The following is a 25,989-nucleotide window of genomic DNA, read 5'->3' on the forward strand; positions in this document are numbered from 1 at the left end:
TTGAAGGAAGCGGCCCGTTTTTTTGACCTGCGCCAAACTAAGCCGTTGGTCATTTTTGGCTGGCAGGGTGGCCGTCATGACTGATCGCGCCATCCGCAACCTCGAACACCTGCGCCGCACCGCCTCGACGGCGCGCGTGCTGAATCTGCTCAAGGTCTATGACGAGCACGGCGACAGCGACGACTGGGCCGAGCGCCCCATGTTCCGCAGCCCGGCCCTGAATCGCGCCCTGATCATCAAGCACCGGCTGCGGCGCAATGAGACCGACGCCTTTCCGGGCCGTCGGCAAGTGGCGACCAAGATCGTGGTGCCGATCGACAGCACCGACCTGAAGACCGGCGGCCGCTTCATCTTCGTCAACCAGATCGGCTTCGAGCGCGCCATGCACGAGGCCTTCGGCGTCGACCCCGACCACCCGGACCTGAAGACCCTGCGGCTGATGGATCAGCTGCCGTCGCTGGACCCCTTCCTGCTGCGCGAACAGCTGCGGCGCGGAAATGTGGACGCCGCCCCCTGCTATTTCGCCCTCAGCGAGGCCGATCTGGAGCGTATGCTGGAGTTCGTCCAGAAGGAGATCGAGCCTCTGGTCACGCTCAGCGTCGGCGACGGGGTGGTGGCCGCCGGTTCAACCGCCCGCATGGCGTCGAAGATCCTGTCCAACGCCCCCGGCGACCGGCTGGAGGCGCTGCGCCTGACGCTGAAGCTGGAGCCCGAGCAGTATCAGGAGGGCGTCTTCTGCTGGAAGGGCTTCCTCTACTACAAATGGTCGCTCGCCAGTCTGATGGCCGACATCGTCCATGTGGCCGACGAAGTGGGCACGATCCAGCCCGCCGGCCCCAGCGATCAGGCGGCCAAGGACTATATCGCGCGCGGACGCGGCGTGCTGCGCGGCCGCATCATGAGGACCTGCGAAGAGGTCAGCCGCACCCTACGCTACTACGACGACGCCTATGCGGGGCTGACGCGCGAGGGCAATCCGGTGGCGTTCCGCGACTTCCTGCTGGAGGCGCCCGCCCTGTTCACCCGCTTGGGCGACCAGCTGGGGGCGGTGCAGCACATCGTCAGCTTCTGGCGCTTCCGCTTCAACCCCAAGGCGCCGCCGGTCGGGGTGGAGGAGTTGATCGACATCTTCATGGACTTCGAAACCGGCCTGATGGGCCGGGGGCCCGACGAATTCGACCCACGCGACATCGCGGCGTAAGCCCAAAAGAAAACCCCGCGCCGTCGCCGGCCCGGGGTTCTGTCTTTCAGACCCGAGACAGGTCTCAGTAGCGGTAGTGTTCGGGCTTGAACGGCCCCTCGACCGGCACCGAGATGTAGTCGGCCTGATCCTGGCTCAGCGTCGTCAGCTTGGCGCCCAGCTTGGCCAGGTGCAGGAAGGCGACCTTCTCGTCCAGGTGCTTGGGCAGGGTGTAGACCTTGTTGTCGTAGGCCTTGGCGTTGGTCCACAGCTCGATCTGGGCCAGCGTCTGGTTGGTGAAGGACGCCGACATCACGAAGGACGGGTGGCCCGTGGCGTTGCCCAGATTCACCAGACGGCCTTCCGACAGCAGGATGATCTTCTTGCCGTCAGGGAACTCGACGTGGTGGACCTGATCCTTGATCTTGTCCCACTTGAAGTTCTTCAGGCCCGCGACCTGAATTTCCGAGTCGAAGTGGCCGATGTTGCAGACGATGGCGTTGTTGCGCATGGCGCGCATGTGCTCGACGCGGATGACGTCCTTGTTGCCCGTCGTGGTGACGAAGATGTCGGCCTTGTCGGCGACGTCTTCCAGGGTCTGGACCTCATAGCCTTCCATCGCCGCCTGCAGGGCGCAGATCGGGTCGATCTCCGTCACGATGACGCGTGCGCCGCCGTTGCGGAGCGAAGCCGCCGAACCCTTGCCCACGTCGCCGTAGCCGCAGACCACCGCCACCTTGCCCGACAGCATGACGTCGGTGCCGCGACGAATGGCGTCGACCAGGCTCTCACGGCAGCCGTACAGGTTGTCGAACTTCGACTTGGTGACGCTGTCGTTGACGTTGATCGCCGGGAACGGCAGCTCGCCGCGCTCGGCCATCTGATACAGGCGGTGGACGCCCGTGGTCGTCTCTTCCGACACGCCGCCGATGGCGTCGCGGATGGCCGAATAGAAGCCCGGCTTTTCCTTCAGATAGCGCTTCATGACCGAGAAGAGGGCTTCCTCTTCCTCGTTCTGCGGGTTGTCCAGGACGGAGGCGTCCTTCTCGGCCTTCGGACCCAGCACGCACAGCAGGGTGGCGTCGCCGCCGTCGTCCAGGATCAGGTTCGGGTAGCCGCCGTCGGCCCACTCGAAGATCTTGTGGGCGTATTCCCAATATTCAACCAGGGTCTCGCCCTTGAAGGCGAAGACCGGCGTGCCCGACGCGGCGATGGCGGCGGCGGCGTGGTCCTGGGTCGAGAAGATGTTGCACGAGGCCCAGCGCACTTCGGCGCCCAGGGCTTCCAGCGTCTGGATCAGCACGGCCGTCTGGATGGTCATGTGCAGGCTGCCGGCGATGCGGGCGCCCTTCAGCGGCTGGGACGCGCCGTATTCCGCGCGCAGCGCCATCAGGCCCGGCATCTCGGTTTCGGCGATGGCGATTTCCTTGTTGCCGAAGTCGGCCAGGGAGATGTCGCGGACGATGTAGTCGGTCATGCAGAAATGTCTTTCGGCCACTGTCGGGGGATCGCCGTCGCTATAGCGCGGCGCGGCGGCGGGAGCAATCAAGACATAAGGATGTCTTTATATGAGCGGTCAACCGCCTGAATCGCGGGCCCTCCGAAGCGGTTAAGGGAATCTACGCAATCCGGGCTTAACCCGGCCAATACCCTCTTGGTGACAAGGGGTATTAGGGCTCTCCCCCGCCCTGCCGTTGAAACGAGTTTGCGTCATGGCTTCCCACGAGATCGACCGTCGCATGAACTTCATGGGGCTGGGTCGGCCGTCCGCCGGTTACAGCGCCATCTCGGGCCTGCTGCGTCAGGCCGTGCCCCAGGCCCTGGCCGCCTTCTACGACAAGGTGCGCGCCGAGCCCGAGACCCGCCGCTTCTTCCGTGACGAAGGCCACATCACCGCGGCCAGCAACGCCCAGCAGCGCCACTGGGCCGCCATCATCGACGGCCGCGCCGACGAAGACTACGCCGCCTCGGTGCGCACCATCGGCCGCGTCCACGCCCGCATCGGTCTGGAGCCGCGCTGGTACATCGGCGGCTACAGCGTCATCCTGGCCCACCTGACCCGCGCCGTGGTCGAACGCCCCAGGAAGCTGTTCGCCAACCGCCGCGCGCACGACCGCATCACCGCCGAAGCCCTGGCCGAGCTCAACCAGCGGGTCATGCTGGACATGGACCTGGCCATCTCCATCTATCTGGACGCGCTGCAGGAAGAACGCGACCGCGTGCAGGCCGAGCACGACGCCGCCGAAGCCCGCCAGGCCGAGGTCGTGCGCGCCCTGGGCGCCGCCCTGCACAGCCTGGCCGACAACGATCTGTCCGTGACCATCCCGGACGTCTTCCCCGAGGAATACCGCTCGCTTCAGAACGACTTCCACGCCGCGACCCGCGCTCTGCGCACCGCCGTGCGCGCCGTGGCCGACAGCGTCGAGAGCCTGAGCGCCGGGTCCAGCCAGTTGGCCGTCGCCTCCGAAGACCTGGCCAGCCGCACCGAGCGTCAGGCCGCCAATCTGGAGCGCACCGTCAACGAGGCCGACGCCATCGCCCGCCAGGTCGCCTCGACCGCCGACGGCGCGCGCCAGACCGCCGAGGCTCTGGCCGCCGCCCGCGCCGATGTCGAGCACACGACCCAGGTGGTCGGCGACGCCGTATCCGCCATCCACGCCATCGCCGAATCCTCGACCGAGATCGCCCGCTTCACCAGCCTGATCGACGAGATCGCCTTCCAGACCAACCTGCTGGCCCTCAACGCCGGGGTCGAGGCCGCCCGCGCCGGCGACGCCGGGCGCGGCTTCGCCGTGGTGGCCCAGGAAGTGCGCGCCCTGGCCCAGCGCTCGTCCGAGGCCTCGGGCGAGATCCGCACCCTGATCTCCACCTCCTCGGCCCAGGTGGCGCGCGGCGTCGACCTGGTCGAACGCACCGGCGCGGCGCTGGAGCGCATCGGCGCCAAGGTCTCGGCCGTCGACGGTCTGGCGGGCGGCATCGCCGGCTCGGCTCAGGAACAGGCCGACGGCCTGGCGCGCGTCCGCCGCGCCATGGGCGAGATGGACGACATCACCCAGCAGAACGCCGCCATGACCGAAGAGGCCACCGCCGCCGCCCGTCAGCTGGCCAATGAGGCCGTCAGCCTGAACCAGCAGGTCGGCCGCTTCCGTCTGGACCGCTCGGTCGCCGCCGGCGCCGCCGCGACGGGCCCCCGCCTGGTCGCCTGATCCGCAGACGCAAATCCGACTGGCGTCAGGCGACGGACGCGGGCTAACACTCTCCCCGAGTTTCGAGGGGGGAGTATCCATGACGAAGACCTTGCTGACGACGGCCGCCTGCGCCCTGGCCCTGGCGGCCGCGGGCGCGCCCGCAGCCGCCCAGACCGCCACGCCCGTCGCGCCGACGGGCGCCGCGCCCGCGCCGGGCGTCGTGACCCTGATCCAGGCGGGGCGCCTGCTGGATCGTCCCGGCCAGGCCCCGCGCGGGCCGTCCACCCTGGTGGTGCGCGACGGCAAGGTGGTCGAGATCCGCGACGGCTTCGTCGACGCCGCCGCCTTCCCCGGCGCCGTGGTGGTGGACCAGCGCGACCGCTTCGTCCTGCCCGGCCTGATCGACAGCCATGTGCACCTGGTGTCCGACGTGGCCGGTCAAGCGGGCTTCCTGGCCGAGATCACCGACAACCTGCCCTCGCGCGCCTACAGCGCCGCCATGAACGCCCGCAAGACGCTGATGGCGGGCTTCACCACCGTGCGGAATCTGGGCGACAGCGGCGGCGTCACCCTGGCCCTGCGCGAGGAGACGGCGGCGCACCGCCTGGCCGGACCGCGCATCATCGACGCCGGGAACAGCATCTCGACCACCTCCGGCCACATGGACGGGCGTCTGGGCTTCAACGACGACTTCCGCGAGCACGTGGCCCACGACAACGTCTGCAACGGCGCCGAAAGCTGCCGCGAGGCCGTGCGTCTTCAGGTCGGACGCGGGGTCGACGTCATCAAGATCGCCACCACCGGCGGGGTCAACAGCCGCATCGGCGCCGGACTGGGCGCCCAGATGTTCGACGACGAGGCCAAGGCCCTGATCGACACGGCCCACCTCTACGGCAAGAAGGTCGCCGTCCACGCCCACGGCGCCGACGGCGTCAACCTGGCCCTGAGAATGGGCGTCGATTCGGTCGAGCACGGCACCATCTTCGACGACGAGACCCTGCAGCTGCTGCGTCGCACCCGCGCCTATTACGTCCCGACCCTGTCGGTGGTGAACGGCTACACGGAGCGTCTGGCCGCCGACCCCGAGGCCTATCCGCCGGAAGTCCTGGCCAAGATCCGCTGGCGTATCGAGATCACCGGCCAGTCGCTGCAACGCGCCGTCCCGGCGGGCGTCCGCATCGCCTTCGGCACCGACGCGGGCGTGTCCAAGCATGGCCGCAACGCCGATGAGTTCGAGCTGATGGTCAGGAACGGCATGACCCCGGCGACCGCCATCGAGGCGGCCACCGTCAACGCCGCCGATCTGCTGGGCGTCTCGGCCGAGGTCGGCACGCTGGAGCCGGGCAAACGCGCCGACGTCATCGCCGTGGCGGGCGACCCGCTGGCCGACGTCACGACGCTGAAGTCCGTGGCCTTCGTCATGCGCGACGGCCGCGTCTACAAGGACGAACGCTGAGCCAAAGAACGGCGACGCGTCACTTCCGGCTTGGCCGCGCCCGCGCGCGCGGCTAAGCCGTCGTCCCATGGCTGACGACGCTTCGATCCGACCCGCCCGCGATCTCTCGATCCCCCGTCACGACTGGACCCTGGAGGAGGTCGAGGCCCTGTTCGCCCGCCCCTTCATGGAGCTGGTGTTCGAGGCCGCGACGGTGCACCGGCGCACCTTCGACCCGAATGAAGTCCAGAAGTCGCAGCTGCTGTCGGTCAAGACCGGCGGCTGCGCCGAGAACTGCGGCTACTGCTCGCAATCTGCCAGCTTCAAGACCGGCCTGAAGGCCGAGAAGCTGATGGAGCCGACCGCCGTCATCGCCGAGGCCATGGCGGCCAAGGCGGGCGGGGCCAGCCGCTTCTGCATGGGCGCCGCCTGGCGCGAGTTGAAGGACCGCGACACGCCCAAGCTGGCGGCCATGATCTCGGGCGTGAAGGCGCTCGGACTGGAGACCTGCGCCACCCTGGGAATGCTGAACGCCGACCAGGCGAAACAGCTGAAGGACGCGGGCCTCGACTACTACAACCACAACCTCGACACCGGGCCTGAGTACTACGCCGAGGTGGTGACGACCCGCTCCTATCAGGACCGGCTGGAGACGCTGCAGCACGTCCGCGACGCCGGGATGAACACCTGCTGCGGCGGCATCGTCGGCATGGGCGAGAAGCGCCGCGACCGCGCTGGTCTGCTGCACGCCCTGGCCACCCTGCCCGTCCACCCCGACAGCCTGCCGGTCAACGCCCTGGTCCCCGTCGGCGGCACGCCTCTGGGCGAGCGGGTGCTGAAGGAGGGCGAGATCGATCCGATCGAGTTCGTCCGCACCGTCGCCGTCGCCCGCCTGGTCTGCCCCAAGTCGATGGTCCGCCTGTCGGCCGGTCGCGAAGGCATGACGCCGGAGATGCAGGCCCTGTGCTTCCTGGCGGGCGCCAACTCCATCTTCGTCGGCGGCAAGCTACTGACCACGCCGAACCCGGAAGAAGACGACGACGCCAAACTGTTCGCCCTGCTGGACCTGAAGCCGATGCCCGCCAAGGGTTGCGACGCCCATTGATCCGGGTCCGCCCGACGCGCGGAACGGACATCGACCGTCTGGAGGCGGTGGAGCGGTCGGCGGCGACGCTGTTCCGCGCCCTGCCCGACCTGGCCTGGCTGGCGGAGGACCGCACGGCCGGGCCTGAAGCCCATGCGCACAGCCGTCGCGCAGGGCCTGTCCTGGGTCGCGGTCGATGCGGCGGACCAGCCGATCGGCTTCCTGATCGCCGCCGTAGAGGACGGCGCAGACCTTCACGTTATGGAGTTGTCCGTCGCCGCCGACCATCAGGGACGCGGCGCCGGGCGGGCGCTGATGCAGACGGCCCGGCGCGAGGCCGAGACCCGCGCCCTGTCCGCCCTGACGCTGACGACGTTCGCAGGCGTCGCGTGGAACGCCCCCTTATACGCCCGCCTCGGCTACGCCGTGCTGACCACTGAAACGACGCCCGCCTATCTGCGCGATGCCTTGGCCGCGCAAGCCCGGCACGGCCTCACCGATCGCATCGCCATGCGGCTCACGCTCTGACGCCTATTTGCTCATCCAGGGACGCGACGCCCCGCTCTTGATACGCGCCGCCTGTTCGCGCTGGAAGCGCCCGCCGCGCGGCGGCTTGGGCCGGGCGTCGATCGCCGCCTTCTTGAGCCGCAGCACCCGCTGCACGGGCGTCTCGCCGGGAACGGCGTCCGCAGGTTCGGCGGCGGGGGCGTGATCGTCGTCTATGCTCATGCACGCGATGTAGCACGTCCGCCTCGCCCCCTGTCCATCGCCACGACGTCGATCAGACGAAGTCAGGGGCGGCGTCGAATCGTCCAGTCGCCCTCGCGCGGTCCCGGCGCCGTCTCCCACCCCGGCTTGAGCTTCAGCGTCCAACCCTCTCCCTTCAGGCCGTCGTCCGTCGACAGGACGCCGTCATGAGCCACCGCCAGGCGCGACCAGTCCGTCGACAACAGACCGTCCTGCTCGACCTCCAGAACACCCCAGTCCGCCGCGACGCGAATGACGCCGTAAACCGTCCCTTCAGGAGGCAAGGGCGTCACACGGTTGGGATCGAAGTTGAAGCTGGCCCCGGTCACCGGCGCGACCAGCAAGGGACCGTCCGCCAGACGGGCCCTGAGATGCGCGATGCGGACCGCCTGCACCCGCGCCCGCTCGGCCTCCTCGACCTGAAGCGCCCCTGCATCATAGCGCGCGCCGCGAACGGCGAAGGATTCGTCATCAGAAGCGGGCGACAGGCCCAACGTCTGCGACAGCATCAGGGCCAGACCCTCTCGCCGATCCCAATTCGTCCGCCACTCCGGCGCCGCCCCGTCCAACAGCACGCCATAGGCCGGTCCCGTATAATAGGCGAAGGACCGGGCGTATTCCCGCACCCTGTCGCCCTTTCCCAGGTGTTCGGCCAGATGGCGGACCATCGCATCGTCGCGTGAGAGACGACGCCCCGTGTATTCGGCGATCCCTTCGTGCCGTTCCATGGCGTTTTCAGCCGCTTCCGACTCAGGAAAGCGGGCATGCCGCCAGGCGCGGAAAGCCAGGGCGTCCTCAACGGCGACGCGGCGCGCGGCCGGGTCCGTCGCAGAAAGCGCCGCCGACAACGCCCTCAGTTCCAGGCGCAACGACACCCGTCCCGCTTCGGTCGCCAGGTGCGGCTGATCGGCGTTGACCGCCTTGAGGCCGATCTCATCCTGAATGCGGTGCCAGGCTTCGTGCATCAACAGGATCGACCGCGCGGGCTCGTCTCCGGTCAGCGGCGCGATCAGCATGGTCCAGACGCGGCCATTCCAGCGCACGGCCGTGTTGGCGATCGGCACGGCGTCGGGAAGACGCCCCTGAAAAACCTCGCCGTTTCGTTCCAGCGGCGTGTGGACGCCGTCAGCATTGGCGATGAATTCGCGCGTAGCGGGATCGGCGAGCATCATCGGCCCGCACAGGCTGACGCCCCACAGGCCGCTGTCGTCAGCTTCGCATAAAGCCTGCGCCTGATCGAAGCCCGCAGTCGCCGACGCCGCGTCCAGCCGCGATTGCGCCGCTGCGCCTCCTGCCGAAACAAGAAACAGAACCGCCCCCAGGCCAAGCCCTCTGCAAACGGGATATAGCGGCATAACTCCCCCTTCCGATGACAATCGCCCGCGGCCCCCTCAAGAGCGGACGTCGATCATATGGTGGAGCTTGGGACGGCGAAAATATGACGCGGCGGCGATCGTCCAGCGGGCCTGGTTCTACCGCCCCGGTCGTCGGGTCATCGCCGAGGCGGGGGCCAGTTGCAGGCCGCGCGCCTCCAGGCCCGTCGTCCAGCGGGCGGCGGCCTCGACGGTGACGGGGTAGGAGAAGCCGGTTCCCAGGGCCGCGCCGTTGGTCTTGGCGGCGGCCTCCAGCGCGTTGAACTGGCGCAAGATGGCGGCGGGGGTCTGTTCCTCGTCGACGATGCGGTCGGCGCTGGCGCGGGCGAAAGCGCCGGGGCGGCGGCGCATCGAACCGTCGTCGAGGAAGGCCAGGCCGCGCTGGCGCAGGTTGGTCATCAGGGCCGTCACGCCCTCGTCCGAGGTCGCGAACCGGTCGCCCAGATAGTTGGTCACGCCGAAATAGCCGGTGGCGCGCGCCAGCAGCCAGTCCAGCTTGACCGCCACGTCGTCGGCGCCGCCGGACGACAGCAGGGTGTAGGGGCCGGGGTCGTTGTCGGGATAGCCGGTCGGCTCCATCGGCAGTTCGATCATCACCTCATGGCCGTGGGCGCGGGCCATGTCGATCCAGGTCTGCAAGCCCTCGGCGTAGGGCACGAAGCTGAGCGTCACCTCGGCCGGCAGGCGCTCGATCGCCGCACGGGTGGTGGCGCTGTTCAGGCCCAGACCGCCGACCACGAGGGCCACCATCGGCTTGCCGTTCGAGCGGAAGGGCCGGGCGTAGGCCTGGGCCGGGACGCGACCGTCGGCGGCGATGCGCGGCAGGGGGCCATTGGGGCCGGGCTGGAACAGGCCCGCGATCGGCGCCTTGGGCAGGGGATTGGAGGGCGCGCGCACCGGGGCGCTGAAACCCTGGCCCGAGGCCACGCTGGCGCCGTCCGGCAGGGTGATCAGGGCCTCGCCGCCCATTGCGCTTTCGCCCATTAGGGCCGGATCGATGGGGCCGAGATCCTGATAGATGTCCAGACCGCTGAAACCGAAGGCCTCCGCCCCGGTCGGCGCCGTGTCGGCGGCGGCGGGCCGCTCCAGCACGGCGCTGGCCGTCGGCGCGCCCGCGCGCGGATCGCCCAGCACGGCGACGAACAGGGCGGCGGCGCCGATGACGAAGGCCCCGGCCGCGCCCGCCGCGACGGGCGGCTTCTTCAGGGCGTTCAGGACCGGCTCCATGGCGACGCGCGACCGGGGCTCCGGCGGCGCGCCTGCGGCGGCGGCGAGGGCGGACTGGCGCTTGGCGAACATAGTCAGGGCGGCGGCTCGGGCTTGCAGGCGCCGCACAGACGCGGCGCCCCTCAGCCTCAGTTAAGCCCTGCGTCGGTTAAGAAAGCCTAACGGCGCGTTCACCACGTTTGCGAGACGCGCCGGATGCGGCGATCAGTCCTTCTTCGGCTCGTCCGGCTTGATCGTGACGGTCGGCGGTTCAGGCGTGTCGGTCTTGGCCTCGGCCGTCTCGACCTTGTCTTCGCCGGGCTCGGTGATGACGATCCCCTCCGGCGCAGCGGCCAGCTTGGTCAGGTCGCCGCCGGCGCGCAGAACGTCCAGCGCCCGTTGCAGCTGATAGTCCTTGTCCTTGGCGTAGTCGGCGCCCGGCGCCTCGCGCGGGGTGTGCGGCCCCTTGCGCTCGGCCCCGATGGAGGAGTCCAGCGCCGTCGAATAGGCGGCCTCGGAATAGATGAAGCTGGAGCGCGAGACGATGCGGGCCTCAGCCTCGGAGCGCGCGACCTCCAGGTCCGGCTCGATGCCGATCTTCTGGATAGAGCGGCCCGACGGCGTGTAGTAGCGCGCCGTGGTGATCGACAGGGCGCCGTCCTGGCCGCCGCGCAGCGGGATCACGGTCTGCACCGACCCCTTGCCGAAGCTGGTCAGGCCGACGACCGTCGCCCGCTCCTGATCCTTCAGGGCGCCCGCCACGATTTCCGACGCCGAGGCCGAGCCGTAGTTGATCAGCACCACCACCGGCAGGCCGCCGGTCAGGTCGCCCGGCTTGGCGGCGTAGCGTTCGATGTCCTCGGGCTTGCGGCCGCGCTGGCTGACGATCTCGCCGCGCTCGAGGAAGGCGTCGGACACGTCGATGGCCGCCGTCAGCAGGCCGCCGCCGTTGTTGCGCAGGTCCAGCACATAGCCCTTCAGGCCCGGCTTCTCGCGCTTCAGCCGCTCGATCGTCTCGGTCAGCTCGCGGCCGGTGTTCTCGTTGAAGGTCGAGATGCGCAGATAGCCGAAGTCGCCTTCCAGACGGCCGGTGACGGATTCGACCTTGATGACCTCGCGCGTCAGCACGACCTCGCGCGGCTCCTCGCCGTCGCGCAGGAAGGTGACGGTGACGCTGGTGCCCGTGGCGCCGCGCAGCTTGTCCGAGACCTCGGACACGGTCAGACCGGCCGCGTTCTGGCCGTTGACGGCGCTGATGACGTCGCCCGCCTGAACCCCCGCACGGCCCGCCGGGCTGTCGTCCATCGGCGAGATGACCTTCACCAGCCCGCCCTCTGAGGTGATAGTCAGACCGACGCCGGAATATTCCCCCGAGGTCCGCTCGCGCAGGTCGCCGAAGGCCTTGGCCGGCAGGTAGTTGGAGTGCGGGTCGAGCGCCGTCATCATGCCCTGAAGGGCGGCCTCGATCAGCTTCTTGTTGTCGACCGGAACGACATAGGCCTGCTCGACGATGCCCAGCACGTCGCCGAACATCTCGAGCATGCGGAAGGTCTCGTTGCGCGGAGTCTGGCTGGCCACGGCCGCCGCCGATCCGCCCAACGCCAGGGCGGCGGCGCCCACGAGAAGCAGTTTACGCATTCGGTCTCTTTCCATCGGATCCGCTTTCGGCTCCGGTCGTCCAGGGCGGCGCGGGCGCCACGAACGGCGCGCGCGACAGTTCCGGCGATACAAACAGCGTCCGCGCCGATTTGAAAGGAATTTCGCGCGGTTGGGCGGGAGAGAGCTTGCCGGATGACGTCGCCTGGCGCCTGCACCTGCGCCTTTTCCGAGGATGACGGCGGGAAGGTGGATAACGGCGAGAAGGCGGATGACGGCGGGAGACAGAGCCCCCGCTACTGCAGCCAGGGCGCGGGATCGATGGGCCGTTCCTGGCGGCGCAGTTCGAAATAGGCCTCGCCGTCCTCGCCGGTGCGGCCCAGGGTCTGGCCGTCGGACACGCGCTGGCCGGTCTCAACCTCCAGCCGGTCAAGGCCCGCGATCACGGCGCGCCAGCCGGGGCCGAGGTCGAGGATCACCACCTCGCCCCATTCCTTCAGGGGGCCGGCGTAGGCGACGCGGCCCGCCGCGGGCGCGCCGACCGCCTCATGGCTGGAGCGCCAGCTCCATCCGGCGGAGCGGCCGCCGAAGCGTTGCGAGGGCGTCCCTGCGATGGGCGGCGTCAGGCGGCTGCGGCCTGCGGGCAGGCGGGCCGCCGGAGTCTCTTCGGGCGCTTCGGCGATCTGGGGCGCCTGCCCGCCCAGTTCCCGGATGCGGGCTTCCAGCGCCTTGGTCGCGCGTTCGGCCCGCGCCGCCTCCGCCCGCAGGACCGAACGCAGGGCGGTCTTGCGCGCCGTCAGCCCCTCGATCTCGGCGCGGCGGTCGTTCTGGGCGCTTTCGACGGTGAACAGGCGCTCGCTGGACAGGGCGGCCAGACGGCGGATGCGGCCGATCTCGGCCTGGCGCTCGACCAGGGTCTCGGCCCGGTCCTGAAGCTCGGGCGTGATGGCGCGGATCAGGATGGAGGCGCGCACCGTGTCCACCGCCTTGTCGGCCGGGATCAGCAGGGGCGGCGGCGGCTCGCGGCTCATCATCTGCAGGGCGGACAGCAGCCGTCCCTGCGCCGCGCGCTCGCGCGACAGGGCGGCCAGCAGGGCCGCTTCACGATCGCCCAGCTCCTTCAGACGGGCGCGCTGGGCCTCCATCTGCACGTCGTCCTCGGCCTCGGCGCGGCGCAGCTCGCGCAGCTGGCGGTCCAGGTCGACGATCTCCTCGGCGGCGGCGGCGGCCTCGGCGCGCAGGCGGCGGGCGCGGGCGGTCTCGTCGCGATACTCGGCCTGAAGCCGGGTCAGCTCGGGGTTCGGCTGGGCCGCGCGCTGGCTGGCCGCCGGCCCGGCCAGGGCCAGCAGCAGGCTGGAGGAGGTCAGAAGAAGAACGGCCCCGGATCGCATCAGTCGCGATGATAGGGCGAACCGGCCAGAATGGTCACGGCCCGATACAACTGCTCGGCCAGCATGGCGCGCGCCAGGGCGTGGGGCCAGGTCTGCGGCCCGAAGGCCAGGGTCGAGCGGGCCGCGCGACGCACGCTTTCGTCCAGACCGTCGGCGCCGCCGATGACGAAGACCAGCCGCCGTTCCCCCTGATCGCGCAAGGCGGCCACGTGGTCAGCGAAGGCGCGCGAGGAATAGGTCCGCCCCCGCTCGTCGCAGGCGATCAGGTGCGCGCCCTCGGCGGCGGCCAGCAGCAGCTCGGCCTCCGGCGCCTTGCCGGGCTTCTTCGGCTCCAGGTCGATGAGTTCGAGGGGGCCCAGACCCAGGGGCCGCCCCGACAGGGTGGCCCGCCGGGCGTAGTCGTCGGCCAGGGCGGCCTCGGGACCGCGGCCCGGCTTGCCGATGGCCGCGATCGCCAGCTTCATGAGGTCAGCCCGCAGTCAGAGAAAGGGTCAGCCGCGGACAGGGCCGCCGCGGTGGGCGCTGTCGACCGCCCAGATCTTCTCGATGTTGTAGAAGGTGCGCACTTCCGGGCGGAACAGGTGGACGACGACGTCGCCCGCATCCAGCAGCACCCAGTCGCAGTGCGGCAGACCCTCGACCTTCACCTTGCCCAGGCCCAGTTCCTTGAACAGGCGCAGCAGGTGGTCGGCGATGGCGCCGACGTGGCGGTGCGAGCGACCCGAAGCCACGATCATGGCGTCGGTCATCGGGCTCTTGCCGCGCAGGTCGATCAGGACGATGTCCTGGGCCTTGTCGTCGTCGAGTTTGGCGAGGACGGCCTGCTCCAGCTCGGTCGCGCCGACCGGCAGAGGCTGGCGCCCGTCGCTGCCGGAGTCGTCGCTACTGGGGCCGTCCTCGGCCTGACCGTCTTCGGAATGGACGGAATCCATCAGGTCCATTTCGTGCGCCGCATTCGAAACGGCGTCTTGCGCATCGTGCGCGGTCGAGGGGGTCAGCGGAGGGCTCCGAGGCGATTACTAAAAGCCGATCATAGCACGCCCGGCGCAAAAGGTCACCCGGCCTGCGACGACTCTTCACCCCGCCGCGCGCGTCGCGCGGATAGCGGTGGAGGAGCGGTGATTCAGCGGCGCCGTCAGATAGGTCCAGGCGGGCGCTTCCAGATTGGGCAGCAATCCGGCCTGGGCGGCGGGAATGCGATAGCGGGCGAACCGCGCCGCCGCCGGCGCCGTGCGGCTGTCCAGCAGACTGCCCGGCCGGGCGATCACCGCCACCGGCATCAACCGCATGATGTCGGTCCAACCCCGCCAGCGGTGGAAGCCCGCCAGATTGTCCGATCCCATCAGCCAGACGAAATGCACGCCCGGATGGCGCGCGACGATGGCGCGCAGGGTGTCGATGGTCCAGCCCGTGCCCGCCCGCGTCTCGAAGTCCGAGACGATCATGGCCGGGCCGACCGTGGCCGCCACGGCGCGCGCCGAGCTCATGCGGTCCGACAGCGGCGCGGTCTCGTGGTTGGATTTTAGCGGATTCTGCGGCGACACCAGCCAGACTACACGGTCCAGGTCCAGCCGCTGCATGGCGGTGGCCGCCACATGGGCGTGGCCGTCGTGGGCCGGATTGAACGAGCCGCCGAACAGGCCGACCTTCATACCCGGCGCCAGGTCCAGCCCGTCGCGCAGGGCGCCTCGGCGAAGACCGGAGCCTTTCGGCGCGGGACCGGCGTGGAAGAAGGACAAGGGCGTCTCTTGCGGCGGCGGCGAACGGATGAGCGCGGCCAACGCCTTATGCTCACCTGCGCCCTAACACGGTCCGAAGCGGCTGTCTCGCTCCGCGAACGGACTGAGCGCTCGCGCTAGAATTCCTTCCAGCTCGAGCCCGGATCACGCTCGCCCGGCTGGGCCAGCTGCTGGCCCCAGGTGATCATCATCAGGGCCTTGTGGCTGCGGATCTTGTACTGGCCGATCATCGGCGTGACGGCGCCAAGCGGCATCCCGGTGCGGGCGTCGTAGAGGAAGCCCGAGAACTCGGCCACGCCCATGCGGTCGCGGTTGGAGTAGAGCGACAGCTCCGGCAGGGAGACGACGTTCAGGCTCTCGTTGATCGGCACCCGCATGTCGGGAATGCCCACCACCCGGCGCAGCTGGTCCAGCGACAGGGCGCCGGCGCGCACCTCGAAGATGGCGTCGGCCTCGCCGCGCTCGCGCACGATGGCGTAGCCGGCCTCCGACAGGGCGGCGCGGATGGCGCTCAGCGCATAGCGGGCGTTCTCGGCCTGGAAATAGGTCTCGTCGACGAAGACGCGCACGCCCTGAGGGATCGGCAGGGTTAAGCCCTCGACCGCCCGGTCGGCCGCCCGGTTGACCAGCAGCATGTCCGTGGCCGTCCGCGCCGGATTGGTCTCCGTCACCGAGGCGCAGGCGCCCAGGCTCAGGACCGCCAGACCCAGGATCAGCCGCGCCGAAACGCTCACCAGGCGCCCACGTTCGGCATGGAGGCCCAGGGCTCGGCCGGGGCCAGACGCTCGCCCGACTGCAGCAGCTCGATCGAAATGCCGTCCGGCGAGCGGATGAAGGCCATGTGGCCGTCGCGCGGCGGGCGGTTGATGACGACGCCGCCGTCCATCAGGCGCTGACAGGCGGCGTAGATGTCGTCGACCTGAAAGGCCAGGTGGCCGAAGTTGCGGCCGCCGTCGTAGTCCTGATCGTCCCAGTTGTAGGTCAGCTCGACCTCGGGCGACTTCTCGGCCTCGGCGCGGGCCTTGTCGGCGGGCGCGGCCAGATAGACCAGGGTGAAGCGGCCCGCCTCATAGTCGGCGCGGCGCGTCTCCTCCAGACCCAGCAGGTCGCGGTAGAAACGCATCGAGGCGTCCAGATCCTTCACCCGAACCATGGCGTGCAGATAACGCATGACCGGACTCAGTGCGCCTCAGGCGGACGGGCCGCCGGATCGAGGTATTCGCTCTCGGGGTGTGGATGGGCCGACAGCACGAAGCGGCGGTCGCAATAGCCGCACTCGATGAAGTCGTCCTCGCCCATGTCCATATAGACCAGCGGGTGGCCCAGGGCCCCGCCGCCGCCGTCGCAGGCGACGCGCTTGGTCGAGACCACGATTTCTTCGGGCGGAGGAATGACGGCTTCGAGATGGCGGGGAGGCATGATCCGGTCCGGTCTGGAAAGGCTTTGCGCCGTTCCTAGGCGGACCGGACCGTCAGGTCAAACGTCGGAAGGCGCGGCCTTGCGGCCCATCACCCGATCGAACAGGGCCTTGCGCTTCTTGAACAGGGTCAGGCCCAGGCAGCCCGCGCCGACCCACAGGCCGATCTCGCCGATCACGGCGGCGACCGCGGCGATGATCGCCGCCTGGGTCATGGGCAGATAGTCCAGCTTGCCGGCCCCAAGGGCCAGGGCGAAGGCGGTGTAGCCGATGGCGCAGACGCCCATGGCGGCGAAGCCGATGATGCGGGTGCGGGTCAGAGGCTTGCGGGTAGCGACGGCGGTGGTCATGGCGTGTCCTCATCCAAGTGAAGTTGTCTTTCTGACAAGGAAGCTAGACACGATAACCAATCGCGTCAAGCACCATTTACATATCGTCTCGCAACCTTGTCTCACCCCGCGCGTCAACCGCTTGGCGAACGGCCTTGCGCGCCCTACCTATGCCGTCCGCCCCGCCCTGCTCGAGTTGAAGTCCGCCCCATGACCCAAACGCCCCGCCTGCCCGTCAACGCCATCGAGGTCAGGGGGCTGAAGAAGACCTACAAGGGCTCGCGCAAGTCCCCGCCGAAGACGGCCCTGCGCGGGGTCGATCTGACGGTGCCGCGCGGCTCGATGTTCGGCCTGCTGGGGCCCAACGGCGCGGGCAAGTCGACCCTGATCAACATCATCGCGGGCGTGGTGAACAAGTCCGAGGGCACGGTCCGCATCTGGGACCGCGACATCGACCATGAGGCGCGCGACGCCCGCTCGGCGCTCGGCGTTGTGCCGCAGGAGATCGTCGCCGACGTCTTCTTCACCCCGCGCGAGGCGCTGGAGGTCCAGGCCGGTTTCTATGGCGTGCCCGCGAACGAGCGCCGCTCGGACGAGTTGCTGGCGGCCCTGGGCCTGTCCGACAAGGCCAACGCCTATGTCCGCGCCCTGTCCGGCGGCATGAAGCGGCGCCTGATGGTGGCCAAGGCCCTGGTGCATAACCCGCCCGTCCTAATCCTGGACGAGCCGACGGCGGGCGTGGACGTCGAGCTGCGCCGCCAGCTGTGGGACTATGTCCGCAAAATCAATGAGGAGGGGGTGACGGTGATCCTGACCACCCACTACCTCGAAGAAGCGCAGGAGCTGTGCGACACCATCGCCATCATCAACCGGGGCGAGGTCGTGGCCTGCGAGCCGACCGAACAGTTGTTGAAGCGACTGGACACCCGCAACGTCGTGGTGACGCCCGAGACGGCGCCCGAGACCCTGCCCGCCCTGAACGGATTCGCGGTCGCCCCGCGCGCCAACGGCGCCTTCGTCGTCACCTATCGGACGGGCGAATCCAGCGTCGAGCAGGTGTTGGCCGCCGTGCGCGCGGCGGGCGTGACCATCAAGGACATCGCTACGGAAGACCCGGATCTGGAAGACGTCTTCCTGGCCATGACCTACGGCGACACGAGCCGCCCCGACCCGACGCAGGACTGAGGGAGGGGGCCTAGCCCTTTCACGCCACCATCACCGTGCCGAGCAGCAGCTTGGCCCCCGGCTTGCCCAGAATGGCGTCCGTCGCGTGCTGCAACGCCACCACCAGCCATTCGACATTCGGCGGCGCATCGGGCAGCAGCCGCTCGGCGGCGATGCGGACGATCTCGTTATAGGCGGCGCTGAGACGCGGCTGGGACAGCTGCGCCCGCTCCATCAGGGCGCCGTCGGCGATGTCGAGGCCCGTCTCGACCGTCATCACCCCGCGTCGCCCGTCGCGCCTCAGAACGGTAGCGGTGGCGGTCGGCAGGGACAGATAGCCGCCCTTGCCGCCGCCGCTCTTCTCGGGTGAAGCGTACGCCGCGCTCGCCAGCGCGAGCCCGCTCAGAGTCAGGCCGATCAGATGACGTCTGTCCATGACGCCACCCTAGCCGCGCACGCCTTTCCCGGACGTTGACGCCTAGCCCGCGACGAGACGGCGGCGTATGCGAAGGGCATGAGCATCGACCTGTCCCTCTATCGCCCCAACGTCGGGGTCGTCCTGTTCAACCCGGCCGGCCAGGTCTGGTTCGGCCGCCGCACCGACACGCCCGAACCGTGGAACTGGCAGTTCCCGCAGGGCGGCGTTGACGACGGCGAAGACCTGGAAGCCGCCGCCCGCCGCGAACTGCACGAAGAGACGGGCGTGCGCTCCATCGCCCTGCTGGGCCGCACGAGCGAGTGGATTCCCTATGACTTCCCCGAAGGCCTGCCGAGCCCCAAGAGCTGGAAGGGACTGAAAGGCCAGCGCCAGCAGTGGTTCGCCTTCCGTCTCACCGGCGCTGAGGACGAGATCGACCTGAACGCGCACGGCGAACCGGAATTCGACGCCTGGCGCTGGGGGCGACTGGAGGAGGCGCCCGGCCTGATCGTGCCGTTCAAACGGCCGGTCTATGAGCAGGTGGTGCAGGCGTTCGGAGAGTGGGCGCAATAGCTCCCCCCCCCTCGATGGGGGAAGGGCCGGGGATGGGGATGTGGGCGCGACGTTGAATGTCCGCGCGCGCGAGACGCGCCCGCGCCGCCGGAGCCTGACAGGAAACCGCCTGCCTTCATCCCCACCCAACCCTCCCCCATCGAGGGGGAGGGCCTGAGAAGCACGCACGAAAAAGGCCCCTCGCCGCAAGCGAGGGGCCTCTAATCGTTTCAGCCGTGCGAACCTTTAGTTCGCGGTCAGCTCCGAAGCCTCTTCGGCCAGGATGGTCAGGCCTTCGCCGTTGACGTCGGCGAAGCCGCCCTTGACCTCGAAGCGGCGGCGCTGGGCGCCGTCATAGACCGTCACCACGCCTTCGCGCAGGGTGGTCATGAAGGGCGCGTGGCCCGGCAGGACGCCGAAGTCGCCCTCGACGCCCGGCGCATCGACCTGATCGACCGAACCGGCGAAGACTTCGCGTTCCGGGGCGACGAGGGAGAAGTTCAGCTTACCGGCCATGGCTTAGGCTTCCGCGGCCATCTTGGCGGCCTTCTCGACAGCCTCTTCGATGGCGCCGACCATGTAGAAGGCGGCTTCCGGCAGGTGGTCGTATTCGCCGTCGCAGATCGCCTTGAACGAGCGGATGGTGTCGGCCAGCTCGACGAACTTGCCCGGCGAGCCGGTGAACTGTTCGGCCACGAAGAAGGGCTGCGACAGGAAGCGCTGGATCTTGCGGGCGCGCGACACGACCAGCTTGTCGTCTTCCGACAGCTCGTCCATGCCCAGGATGGCGATGATGTCCTTCAGCGCCTTGTACTGCTGCAGGATTTCCTGGACGCGGCGAGCGACCTGATAGTGCTCCTCGCCGATGACCAGCGGGTCCATGATCCGCGAGGTGGAGTCCAGCGGGTCCACGGCCGGGAAGATGGCCTGGGCGGCGATGTCGCGCGACAGAACGGTCGTGGCGTCCAGGTGGGCGAACGAAGCGGCCGGGGCCGGGTCGGTCAGGTCGTCGGCGGGGACGTAGATGGCCTGGACCGAGGTGATCGAGCCCTTCTTGGTCGAGGTGATGCGCTCCTGCAGGTTGCCCATCTCGGTCGCCAGCGTCGGCTGATAGCCCACGGCCGAGGGGATGCGGCCCAGCAGAGCCGACACTTCCGAACCGGCCTGGGTGAAGCGGAAGATGTTGTCGACGAACAGCAGCACGTCCTTGCCTTCCTCGTCACGGAAGTATTCCGCGATCGACAGGCCGGTCAGGGCGACGCGGGCGCGGGCGCCCGGCGGCTCGTTCATCTGGCCGTAGACCAGGGCGCACTTGGAGCCTTCGGTCGAGCCGTTGTTCTTGGCCGGGTCCACGTTCACGTTGGACTCGATCATCTCGTGGTACAGGTCGTTGCCTTCGCGGGTGCGTTCGCCCACGCCGGCCAGAACCGAGTAACCGCCGTAAGCCTTGGCGATGTTGTTGATCAGTTCCTGCATGGTCACGGTCTTGCCCACGCCGGCGCCGCCGAACAGGCCGGTCTTGCCGCCCTTGGTGTAGGGGCAGATCAGGTCGATGACCTTGATGCCGGTGACCAGGATTTCCGCCGAGGTCGACTGTTCGTCGAAGGTCGGGGCTTCCTTGTGGATCGGACGGTATTCGGTGGTCAGGATCGGACCGGCTTCGTCGATCGGCTGGCCGACGACGTTCATGATGCGGCCGAGCGTGCCCGGACCGACCGGGGCCATGATCGACTTGCCGGTGTCGACGACGGGCTGACCGCGGGTCAGGCCTTCGGTCGTGTCCATGGCGATGGCGCGGACCATGTTCTCACCCAGGTGCTGGGCGACTTCCAGGACCAGGGTGAAGGGCTCGCCCGTCTTCTGGTCGACGTTCTGGGTCTCCAGAGCGCTCAGGATCGCCGGCAGGTGGCCTTCAAACTCGACGTCGACGACGGCGCCGATGACCTGGGCGATCTTGCCCTGGCCCGCGACGGTCGCGACGGCGGCCTTCGGAGCGGCGGCCTTCTTGGGAGCGGCCGGCTTCTTGGCGGCGGGTTTCTTGGCGGCGGTGGTGTCGGTCATCGGGTTTTTGTCCGTGTCGAATGTCAGCTGTATCGGGATCAGAGCGCTTCAGCGCCGGCGATGATCTCGATCAGCTCGGTGGTGATCTGAGCCTGGCGGGAACGGTTGTACTGCAGCGTCAGGGCGCTGATGAGGTCGCCCGCGTTGCGCGTGGCGTTGTCCATCGCGGCCATCTGGGCGCCGAAGAAGCCGGCCTGGTTCTCCAGCAGGGCGGCCAGGATCTGCGTCGTCAGGTTGCGCGGCAGCAGGGTCTCGAGGATTTCCTCTTCCGACGGCTCATACTCATAGAGCGCGCCGGCGTCGGCCGAGGCGTCCGCGTCGACTTCGGCCGGGGCCAGCTGACGCGACGACGGAACCTGAGAGATCACCGACTTGAACTGGCTGTAGAAGAGGGTGACCTTGTCGGCCTCGCCCGCTTCAAACTTCTCGGCCAGCAGTTCGGCGATCGGCTGGGCCGAATGCAGGCCCACCGTCTTGTGCTCGCTCAGCTCGAAGGTCTTGACGACCTTGTCGCCGAACAGGCGGGTCAGCTGGTCGCGCGACTTGCGGCCGACGGCCACGATCTCGACGGTCTTGCCGTTGGCGATCAGGCTGTTGATGTGGTCCCGCGCAGCGCGGATGACGTTGGTCGAGAACCCGCCCGCCAGGCCCTTGTCGGCCGTGGCGACGACGACCAGATGCTTCTGGTCGGCGCCGGTCCCGGTCATCAGGCGCGGGCCGTCGTCGCCGACGCCGGCCGCCAGGTTGGCGATGACCGAGGCCATCCGCTGCGCATAGGGCCGGGCGCTTTCGGCCTGGTCCTGGGCGCGCTTCAGCTTGGCCGCGGCGACCATCTGCATGGCTTTCGTGATCTTCTGCGTCGCTTTGACGCTTCCGATCCGATCGCGCATTTCCTTGAGGCTAGCCATCCGGCTCTGCTCTTCCTTTGACTACAGGGCCGAACGATCAGGCGAAGGTCTTGGCGAAGGCCGCCAGGATGTCCTTCAGCTCGGCTTCCAGCTCGGGCGTCAGGGCCTTCTTGGTGCGGATGCCGTCCAGCAGCGAGGCGTGGTTGGCGTGGATGCGCGCCAGCAGTTCGCTCTCGAAGCGGCCGACCTGCGACACTTCGATGCCGTCCAGATAGCCGCGCGTGCCGGCGTAGATCGACACGACCTGCTCTTCGACGGCCAGCGGCGAGTACTGCGGCTGCTTCAGCAGCTCGGTCAGGCGGGCGCCGCGGGCCAGCAGGCGCTGAGTCGAGACGTCCAGATCCGAGCCGAACTTCGCGAAGGCGGCCATTTCACGATACTGGGCCAGCTCGCCCTTAATCGAACCGGCGACCTGCTTCATGGCCTTGATCTGGGCTGAGGAGCCGACGCGCGACACCGAGATGCCGACGTTCACGGCCGGACGGATGCCCTGATAGAACAGGTCCGATTCCAGGAAAATCTGGCCGTCGGTGATCGAGATCACGTTGGTCGGGATGTAGGCCGACACGTCGTTGGCCTGGGTTTCGATGATCGGCAGGGCGGTCAGCGAGCCCGAACCGTAGTCCTCGTTCAGCTTGGCCGAACGCTCCAGCAGGCGAGAGTGCAGGTAGAAGACGTCGCCCGGATAGGCTTCACGGCCCGGCGGACGACGCAGCAGCAGCGACATCTGGCGATAGGCCACGGCCTGCTTGGACAGGTCGTCATAGATGATCAGGCCGTGCATGCCGTTGTCGCGGAAATACTCGCCCATGGCGGTGCCGGCGAACGGGGCCAGGAACTGCAGCGGGGCCGGCTCCGACGCCGTGGCGGCCACGACGATGGTGTATTCCAGCGCGCCCGACTCCTCGAGGGTCTTGACGATCTGGGCCACGGTCGAACGCTTCTGACCGATGGCGACGTAGATGCAGTACAGCTTGGCCGACTCGTCGTCCGACTTGTTGACGGCCTTCTGGTTCAGGATGGTGTCGATGGCGACGGCGGTCTTGCCGACCTGACGGTCGCCGATGATCAGCTCGCGCTGGCCGCGGCCGACCGGGATCAGGGTGTCGATCGCCTTCATGCCCGTCTGCATCGGCTCGTGAACCGACTTGCGCGGGATGATGCCGGGGGCCTTCACGTCGACGCGGCGACGCTCGGTGAACTGGATCGGGCCCTTGCCGTCGATCGGCTCGCCCAGCGGGTTGACGACGCGGCCCAGCAGGCCCTTGCCGACCGGCACGTCCACGATCTCGCCCAGGCGGCGCACGTCGTCGCCTTCGGCGATGGCGGCGTCCGCGCCGAAGATCACGGCGCCCACGTTGTCGCGCTCCAGGTTCAGGGCCATGCCCTTCACGCCGGCCTTGGTGAACTCGACCATTTCACCGGCCTGGACGTTGTCCAGACCGTGAATGCGCGCGATGCCGTCGCCGACCGACAGCACCTGGCCGACGTCCGAGACGTCGGCTTCCACGCCGAAGTTGGCGATCTGCGACTTGAGGATGGCCGAGATTTCGGCGGCGCGGATATCCATGATTGGCTCTTTCGGCTTTCGTCTTCGGTGCGGGCCCGCTGGCCCGGCTTGATCTGGAATTCGGGGCTTAGGCGCGCTTCAGCGCAAAAGTCATCTGGTCGAGCTTGGTCTTCAGCGAGGCGTCGAACAGCTTCGAGCCCACCTTGACCTTCAGCCCGCCCAGGATCGTCGGATCGACGCGGGCGGTCAGTTCGGGATCGCGGCCCAGGGCGGCGCGCAGCTCGGCCTGGATCTTCTTGGTCTGGGCGGCGCTCAGCGCCACGGCCGAGACCACCTCGGCGGCCACGACGCCCGTCTTCTTGGCGTACAGCGCCTCGAAGCCGGCGATCACGCCCGGCAGGTCCGACGCGCGGCCGTTCTGGCCCAACAGACCCAGGAAGTTGCGCGTCGTCGCATTGAACTTGGCCTTGTCGGCGATGGCGACCAGGCCCTTGGCCTGATCAGCCGACGCCATGACGGGCGAGGTGGCGAGACGGCGCAGGTCCGCGCTGTCCAGCCAGGCCGCCTTTAGCGCGGCCAGATCGGCGCGCACGGCGTCCAGCGCCCCCGTCTCGTCCGCGAGGTCGAACAGCGCCTGTGCATACCGTCCGCCGACTTCCGTCGTCCTGAAATCGTCCGCCACTTATATTTGGTCCGCGTCTAAAGCGTTTGGATCAAGACCGGCCGCAGTCGCCTGCGCCAGCCAAGGGCCTGAAATGCTTGTAGAAAGCACGCTGGGGACGCATCTTTCGATACGCCCTTCGCTAAAGCCGCGCGGCTGATACCATGCAAGGCCTCGCCTCGCAACCGAGGGGCGCGGAACGATAACGCCGCACCCGCGCTCTCTTTGGTCGAATAGGACCGGTCAAGCTGGGTTCGACAGGAGGGCCTGCGACGACGACGACGCCATCCGGCGCTTGATGCGCGCTCACGCTCCCGTTACCGAAAACCTTCCAACACCCATCAGGACACCCGATGCTCGAAAGCATAACCCCGCTGTTGACCGATCCCGCCGCCTGGGCGGCCCTTGTGACCCTCGTGGTCATGGAGGTGGTGCTGGGGATCGACAACCTGATCTTCATCTCGATCCTCTCGAACAAGCTCCCGCCCGAGCACCGCCAGCGCACGCGCCGTATCGGCATCGGCCTGGCGCTGATCATGCGCCTGGGCCTTCTGGCCACCATCGGCTGGATCGTCGGCCTGACCCAGCCGGTCTTCGACCTGGGCTTCCACGGCGAGACCTTCGACACCGCCTTCTCCTGGCGCGATCTGATCCTGATCGCCGGCGGCCTCTTCCTGGTCTGGAAGGCCACCAAGGAAATCCACCACGCGGTCGACACCACCCCGTCGAACGACATGCTGGAGAAGGACAAGAAGGACGTCGTCATCAACAACGTCGGTTCGGCCATCTTCCAGATCATTCTGCTGGACCTGGTGTTTTCGGTCGACTCCATCCTGACGGCGGTCGGCATGACCGATCACGTGCCGATCATGATGGTGGCCGTCATTGTCGCCGTGACCGTCATGCTTCTGGCGGCCGACCCGCTGGCGAACTTCATCGACAAGAACCCGACCGTGGTCATGCTGGCCCTGGGCTTCCTGCTGATGATCGGCGCCGTGCTGATCGCCGACGGCTTCGGCGTCCACGTGCCCAAGGGCTACATCTACGCCGCCATGGCCTTCTCGGCCCTGGTCGAGGGCCTGAACATGTGGTCGCGCAACGCCCAGATCAGAAAGAACCAGGCCGAGGAAGCCGCCCAGGCCGCCCTCAACAAGGCCGAAACCGCCGAGCCCGGCGTCTAAGCGTGCGTATCGGGCCGGTCCTGGCGACGCTTCTGCTGGCGCTGCCCGCGTCGGCGGCGGCGCAAGCGCCGGGGCCGGCCCCTTCTTCTTCCACCCAGCCCGCGCCGGCTCGCGTTCCGGTCTACGGCTATGAGGTGGTGCGGACCTTCCCCCACGACCCGACCGCCTTCACCCAGGGGCTGGTCGTCCGCGACGGCGTGCTGATCGAGAGCACCGGCCGCAATCCCTCCAGCGTGCGCCGCGTGCGGCTGGAGGACGGCGTCGTGCTGCAGAAGCGCGATCTCGAACCTGAATATTTCGGCGAGGGCCTGACCGAGAAGGACGGCCGCGTCTTCTCCCTGTCGTGGATCAACGGCGTCGGCTTCATCTGGAATGCGGACGACCTGAAGCCCGTCTCGCGCTTCGCCTATGCGGGCGAGGGCTGGGGCCTGACGCACGACGGGACGCTCCTGATCCTGTCCGACGGATCGGCGGCCCTGCGCTTCCTCGATCCCGACACCCAGGCCGAGACCGGCCGCGTCTCCGTCACCCTGAACGGCCGCCCGGTGCGCCAGCTGAACGAGCTGGAATGGATCGACGGCGAGGTCTGGGCCAACGTCTGGCGGACCGACTACATCCTCCGCATCGACCCAGAGTCCGGCCGCGTGGTCGGCGTCATCGACCTCAGCGGCCTGCTGCCCAAGGATCAGGTGAAGGATCCGGTCGACGACGTGCTGAACGGAATCGCCTGGGACGCGCAGAACCGCCGCCTGTTCGTCACCGGCAAGAACTGGCCCAGCCTGTTCGAGATCAGACTGACCGGGCCGAGGTAGGCCCCGTCTTCCGCGTCTGAGGCTCTCACTGGGCCCC

Annotated in this window: 28 protein-coding genes; 9 read left to right on the plus strand and 19 right to left on the minus strand. The window is 68.6% G+C overall.

What is annotated here, in order from left to right:
* Positions 1–76: 76 nt before the first annotated feature.
* Positions 77–1,201, plus strand: coding sequence for a hypothetical protein (locus B3D50_RS12625; RefSeq protein WP_286951631.1), 1,125 nt, complete (start codon positions 77–79; stop codon positions 1,199–1,201).
* A gap of 64 nt (positions 1,202–1,265) precedes the next feature.
* Here the strand turns inward: B3D50_RS12625 and ahcY are convergent, their stop codons facing one another.
* Positions 1,266–2,657, minus strand: coding sequence for an adenosylhomocysteinase (gene ahcY, locus B3D50_RS12630; protein ID WP_286951633.1), 1,392 nt, complete (start codon positions 2,655–2,657; stop codon positions 1,266–1,268).
* A gap of 235 nt (positions 2,658–2,892) precedes the next feature.
* Here ahcY and B3D50_RS12635 point away from each other — a divergent pair, with 235 nt between their 5' ends.
* The 4 genes from B3D50_RS12635 to B3D50_RS12650 all read left to right on the plus strand — a co-directional run bounded on the left by B3D50_RS12635 (position 2,893) and on the right by B3D50_RS12650 (position 7,415).
* A complete protein-coding gene (locus B3D50_RS12635) occupies positions 2,893–4,386 on the plus strand; it encodes a methyl-accepting chemotaxis protein (RefSeq protein WP_286951634.1) in 1,494 nt (497 codons plus the stop codon).
* 79 nt (positions 4,387–4,465) lie between these two features.
* Positions 4,466–5,824: a metal-dependent hydrolase family protein gene (locus B3D50_RS12640; protein WP_286951637.1), complete on the plus strand. Its 1,359-nt coding sequence runs from the start codon at positions 4,466–4,468 to the stop codon at positions 5,822–5,824.
* 67 nt (positions 5,825–5,891) lie between these two features.
* On the plus strand, positions 5,892–6,908 hold the full coding sequence (bioB, locus tag B3D50_RS12645) for a biotin synthase BioB (RefSeq protein ID WP_128718944.1): 1,017 nt from the start codon (positions 5,892–5,894) through the stop codon (positions 6,906–6,908).
* Between the two features lie 132 nt (positions 6,909–7,040).
* On the plus strand, positions 7,041–7,415 hold the full coding sequence (locus tag B3D50_RS12650) for a GNAT family N-acetyltransferase (protein WP_286951641.1): 375 nt from the start codon (positions 7,041–7,043) through the stop codon (positions 7,413–7,415).
* A 3-nt stretch (positions 7,416–7,418) separates the two neighbouring features.
* Here the strand turns inward: B3D50_RS12650 and B3D50_RS12655 are convergent, their stop codons facing one another.
* From B3D50_RS12655 to B3D50_RS12710, 12 genes are all read right to left on the minus strand, one after another.
* Positions 7,419–7,616 carry a hypothetical protein gene (locus B3D50_RS12655; RefSeq protein WP_286951644.1) on the minus strand — a complete coding sequence of 66 codons (198 nt, stop codon included), beginning with the start codon at positions 7,614–7,616 and terminating at the stop codon, positions 7,419–7,421.
* 62 nt (positions 7,617–7,678) lie between these two features.
* Positions 7,679–8,989 carry a hypothetical protein gene (locus tag B3D50_RS12660; protein WP_286951646.1) on the minus strand — a complete coding sequence of 437 codons (1,311 nt, stop codon included), beginning with the start codon at positions 8,987–8,989 and terminating at the stop codon, positions 7,679–7,681.
* Positions 8,990–9,106: 117 nt separating this feature from the next.
* Positions 9,107–10,306, minus strand: a complete 1,200-nt coding sequence (locus tag B3D50_RS12665; RefSeq protein WP_286951958.1) for a divergent polysaccharide deacetylase family protein — start codon at positions 10,304–10,306, stop codon at positions 9,107–9,109.
* Between the two features lie 132 nt (positions 10,307–10,438).
* Complete coding sequence (locus B3D50_RS12670) at positions 10,439–11,851, minus strand: S41 family peptidase (RefSeq protein ID WP_286951648.1); 1,413 nt, start codon at positions 11,849–11,851, stop codon at positions 10,439–10,441.
* Between the two features lie 254 nt (positions 11,852–12,105).
* Positions 12,106–13,200: a murein hydrolase activator EnvC family protein gene (locus tag B3D50_RS12675; RefSeq protein ID WP_286951650.1), complete on the minus strand. Its 1,095-nt coding sequence runs from the start codon at positions 13,198–13,200 to the stop codon at positions 12,106–12,108.
* Positions 13,200–13,664, minus strand: a complete 465-nt coding sequence (rlmH, locus tag B3D50_RS12680; protein WP_125900384.1) for a 23S rRNA (pseudouridine(1915)-N(3))-methyltransferase RlmH — start codon at positions 13,662–13,664, stop codon at positions 13,200–13,202. Before rlmH ends, B3D50_RS12675 begins: the two co-directional genes overlap by 1 nt.
* A gap of 27 nt (positions 13,665–13,691) precedes the next feature.
* Entirely contained in the window at positions 13,692–14,141 is a 450-nt protein-coding gene (rsfS, locus tag B3D50_RS12685; RefSeq protein ID WP_197733786.1) for a ribosome silencing factor, read from the minus strand.
* Between the two features lie 135 nt (positions 14,142–14,276).
* Positions 14,277–14,939 carry a nicotinate-nucleotide adenylyltransferase gene (locus B3D50_RS12690; protein ID WP_286951654.1) on the minus strand — a complete coding sequence of 221 codons (663 nt, stop codon included), beginning with the start codon at positions 14,937–14,939 and terminating at the stop codon, positions 14,277–14,279.
* Between the two features lie 116 nt (positions 14,940–15,055).
* Positions 15,056–15,673, minus strand: a complete 618-nt coding sequence (locus B3D50_RS12695; protein ID WP_286951656.1) for a DUF6655 family protein — start codon at positions 15,671–15,673, stop codon at positions 15,056–15,058.
* On the minus strand, positions 15,670–16,110 hold the full coding sequence (locus B3D50_RS12700; protein ID WP_286951658.1) for a VOC family protein: 441 nt from the start codon (positions 16,108–16,110) through the stop codon (positions 15,670–15,672). The genes B3D50_RS12695 and B3D50_RS12700 overlap by 4 nt, the downstream gene beginning before the upstream one ends.
* 8 nt (positions 16,111–16,118) lie before the next feature.
* Complete coding sequence (locus B3D50_RS12705; RefSeq protein WP_040346318.1) at positions 16,119–16,358, minus strand: zinc-finger domain-containing protein; 240 nt, start codon at positions 16,356–16,358, stop codon at positions 16,119–16,121.
* Between the two features lie 57 nt (positions 16,359–16,415).
* On the minus strand, positions 16,416–16,706 hold the full coding sequence (locus B3D50_RS12710; protein WP_286951662.1) for a hypothetical protein: 291 nt from the start codon (positions 16,704–16,706) through the stop codon (positions 16,416–16,418).
* A gap of 189 nt (positions 16,707–16,895) precedes the next feature.
* Here B3D50_RS12710 and B3D50_RS12715 point away from each other — a divergent pair, with 189 nt between their 5' ends.
* Positions 16,896–17,870 (plus strand): ABC transporter ATP-binding protein, encoded by a 975-nt coding sequence (locus tag B3D50_RS12715; protein ID WP_286951665.1) that lies wholly within the window; start codon positions 16,896–16,898, stop codon positions 17,868–17,870.
* Positions 17,871–17,889: 19 nt separating this feature from the next.
* On the opposite strand, the gene B3D50_RS12720 is transcribed toward B3D50_RS12715, so the two are convergent.
* Positions 17,890–18,285, minus strand: coding sequence for a Tat pathway signal protein (locus tag B3D50_RS12720; protein WP_269296759.1), 396 nt, complete (start codon positions 18,283–18,285; stop codon positions 17,890–17,892).
* Positions 18,286–18,363: 78 nt separating this feature from the next.
* On the opposite strand from B3D50_RS12720, the gene B3D50_RS12725 reads away from it, so the two are divergent.
* Entirely contained in the window at positions 18,364–18,840 is a 477-nt protein-coding gene (locus tag B3D50_RS12725) for an RNA pyrophosphohydrolase (protein WP_286951669.1), read from the plus strand.
* Between the two features lie 225 nt (positions 18,841–19,065).
* Here B3D50_RS12725 and B3D50_RS12730 read toward each other — a convergent pair whose 3' ends face one another.
* The 5 genes from B3D50_RS12730 to B3D50_RS12750 all read right to left on the minus strand — a co-directional run bounded on the left by B3D50_RS12730 (position 19,066) and on the right by B3D50_RS12750 (position 23,980).
* On the minus strand, positions 19,066–19,335 hold the full coding sequence (locus B3D50_RS12730) for an ATP synthase F1 subunit epsilon (protein WP_003167474.1): 270 nt from the start codon (positions 19,333–19,335) through the stop codon (positions 19,066–19,068).
* A 3-nt stretch (positions 19,336–19,338) separates the two neighbouring features.
* Positions 19,339–20,880, minus strand: coding sequence for a F0F1 ATP synthase subunit beta (gene atpD / locus B3D50_RS12735; protein ID WP_003166302.1), 1,542 nt, complete (start codon positions 20,878–20,880; stop codon positions 19,339–19,341).
* Positions 20,881–20,918: 38 nt separating this feature from the next.
* Positions 20,919–21,788: a F0F1 ATP synthase subunit gamma gene (locus B3D50_RS12740; protein WP_076222867.1), complete on the minus strand. Its 870-nt coding sequence runs from the start codon at positions 21,786–21,788 to the stop codon at positions 20,919–20,921.
* 37 nt (positions 21,789–21,825) lie between these two features.
* Positions 21,826–23,358, minus strand: coding sequence for a F0F1 ATP synthase subunit alpha (gene atpA / locus B3D50_RS12745; protein WP_088410584.1), 1,533 nt, complete (start codon positions 23,356–23,358; stop codon positions 21,826–21,828).
* A gap of 67 nt (positions 23,359–23,425) precedes the next feature.
* The gene (locus B3D50_RS12750; protein ID WP_269296749.1) at positions 23,426–23,980 is read right to left on the minus strand and encodes a F0F1 ATP synthase subunit delta; all 555 of its coding nucleotides are present in this window, start codon (positions 23,978–23,980) and stop codon (positions 23,426–23,428) included.
* Between the two features lie 332 nt (positions 23,981–24,312).
* On the opposite strand from B3D50_RS12750, the gene B3D50_RS12755 reads away from it, so the two are divergent.
* Positions 24,313–25,140 carry a TerC family protein gene (locus tag B3D50_RS12755; protein ID WP_269296747.1) on the plus strand — a complete coding sequence of 276 codons (828 nt, stop codon included), beginning with the start codon at positions 24,313–24,315 and terminating at the stop codon, positions 25,138–25,140.
* A 2-nt stretch (positions 25,141–25,142) separates the two neighbouring features.
* The gene (locus B3D50_RS12760) at positions 25,143–25,952 is read left to right on the plus strand and encodes a glutaminyl-peptide cyclotransferase (protein ID WP_286951681.1); all 810 of its coding nucleotides are present in this window, start codon (positions 25,143–25,145) and stop codon (positions 25,950–25,952) included.
* Positions 25,953–25,989 lie beyond the last annotated feature (37 nt).

The organism is Brevundimonas sp. UBA7507 (assembly GCF_002478355.1).
In the GTDB taxonomy this organism is placed as follows: domain Bacteria; phylum Pseudomonadota; class Alphaproteobacteria; order Caulobacterales; family Caulobacteraceae; genus Brevundimonas; species Brevundimonas diminuta_D.

Bases quoted from the DNA above. Each gene is read 5' to 3' on its own strand.
- B3D50_RS12700 (WP_286951658.1), bottom strand. From the start codon at position 16,110: ATGCGTTATCTGCACGCCATGGTTCGGGTGAAGGATCTGGACGCCTCG.
- ahcY (WP_286951633.1), bottom strand. From the start codon at position 2,657: ATGACCGACTACATCGTCCGCGACATCTCCCTGGCCGACTTCGGCAAC.
- atpA (WP_088410584.1), bottom strand. From the start codon at position 23,358: ATGGATATCCGCGCCGCCGAAATCTCGGCCATCCTCAAGTCGCAGATC.
- B3D50_RS12660 (WP_286951646.1), bottom strand. From the start codon at position 8,989: ATGCCGCTATATCCCGTTTGCAGAGGGCTTGGCCTGGGGGCGGTTCTG.
- B3D50_RS12725 (WP_286951669.1), top strand. From the start codon at position 18,364: ATGAGCATCGACCTGTCCCTCTATCGCCCCAACGTCGGGGTCGTCCTG.
- B3D50_RS12715 (WP_286951665.1), top strand. From the start codon at position 16,896: ATGACCCAAACGCCCCGCCTGCCCGTCAACGCCATCGAGGTCAGGGGG.
- rsfS (WP_197733786.1), bottom strand. From the start codon at position 14,141: ATGGACCTGATGGATTCCGTCCATTCCGAAGACGGTCAGGCCGAGGAC.
- B3D50_RS12650 (WP_286951641.1), top strand. From the start codon at position 7,041: ATGCGCACAGCCGTCGCGCAGGGCCTGTCCTGGGTCGCGGTCGATGCG.
- B3D50_RS12720 (WP_269296759.1), bottom strand. From the start codon at position 18,285: ATGGACAGACGTCATCTGATCGGCCTGACTCTGAGCGGGCTCGCGCTG.
- B3D50_RS12740 (WP_076222867.1), bottom strand. From the start codon at position 21,788: ATGGCTAGCCTCAAGGAAATGCGCGATCGGATCGGAAGCGTCAAAGCG.
- B3D50_RS12710 (WP_286951662.1), bottom strand. From the start codon at position 16,706: ATGACCACCGCCGTCGCTACCCGCAAGCCTCTGACCCGCACCCGCATC.
- atpD (WP_003166302.1), bottom strand. From the start codon at position 20,880: ATGACCGACACCACCGCCGCCAAGAAACCCGCCGCCAAGAAGCCGGCC.
- B3D50_RS12655 (WP_286951644.1), bottom strand. From the start codon at position 7,616: ATGAGCATAGACGACGATCACGCCCCCGCCGCCGAACCTGCGGACGCC.
- B3D50_RS12730 (WP_003167474.1), bottom strand. From the start codon at position 19,335: ATGGCCGGTAAGCTGAACTTCTCCCTCGTCGCCCCGGAACGCGAAGTC.
- B3D50_RS12625 (WP_286951631.1), top strand. From the start codon at position 77: ATGACTGATCGCGCCATCCGCAACCTCGAACACCTGCGCCGCACCGCC.
- B3D50_RS12665 (WP_286951958.1), bottom strand. From the start codon at position 10,306: ATGTTCGCCAAGCGCCAGTCCGCCCTCGCCGCCGCCGCAGGCGCGCCG.
- rlmH (WP_125900384.1), bottom strand. From the start codon at position 13,664: ATGAAGCTGGCGATCGCGGCCATCGGCAAGCCGGGCCGCGGTCCCGAG.
- B3D50_RS12705 (WP_040346318.1), bottom strand. From the start codon at position 16,358: ATGCCTCCCCGCCATCTCGAAGCCGTCATTCCTCCGCCCGAAGAAATC.
- B3D50_RS12675 (WP_286951650.1), bottom strand. From the start codon at position 13,200: ATGCGATCCGGGGCCGTTCTTCTTCTGACCTCCTCCAGCCTGCTGCTG.
- B3D50_RS12670 (WP_286951648.1), bottom strand. From the start codon at position 11,851: ATGCGTAAACTGCTTCTCGTGGGCGCCGCCGCCCTGGCGTTGGGCGGA.
- bioB (WP_128718944.1), top strand. From the start codon at position 5,892: ATGGCTGACGACGCTTCGATCCGACCCGCCCGCGATCTCTCGATCCCC.
- B3D50_RS12640 (WP_286951637.1), top strand. From the start codon at position 4,466: ATGACGAAGACCTTGCTGACGACGGCCGCCTGCGCCCTGGCCCTGGCG.
- B3D50_RS12755 (WP_269296747.1), top strand. From the start codon at position 24,313: ATGCTCGAAAGCATAACCCCGCTGTTGACCGATCCCGCCGCCTGGGCG.
- B3D50_RS12635 (WP_286951634.1), top strand. From the start codon at position 2,893: ATGGCTTCCCACGAGATCGACCGTCGCATGAACTTCATGGGGCTGGGT.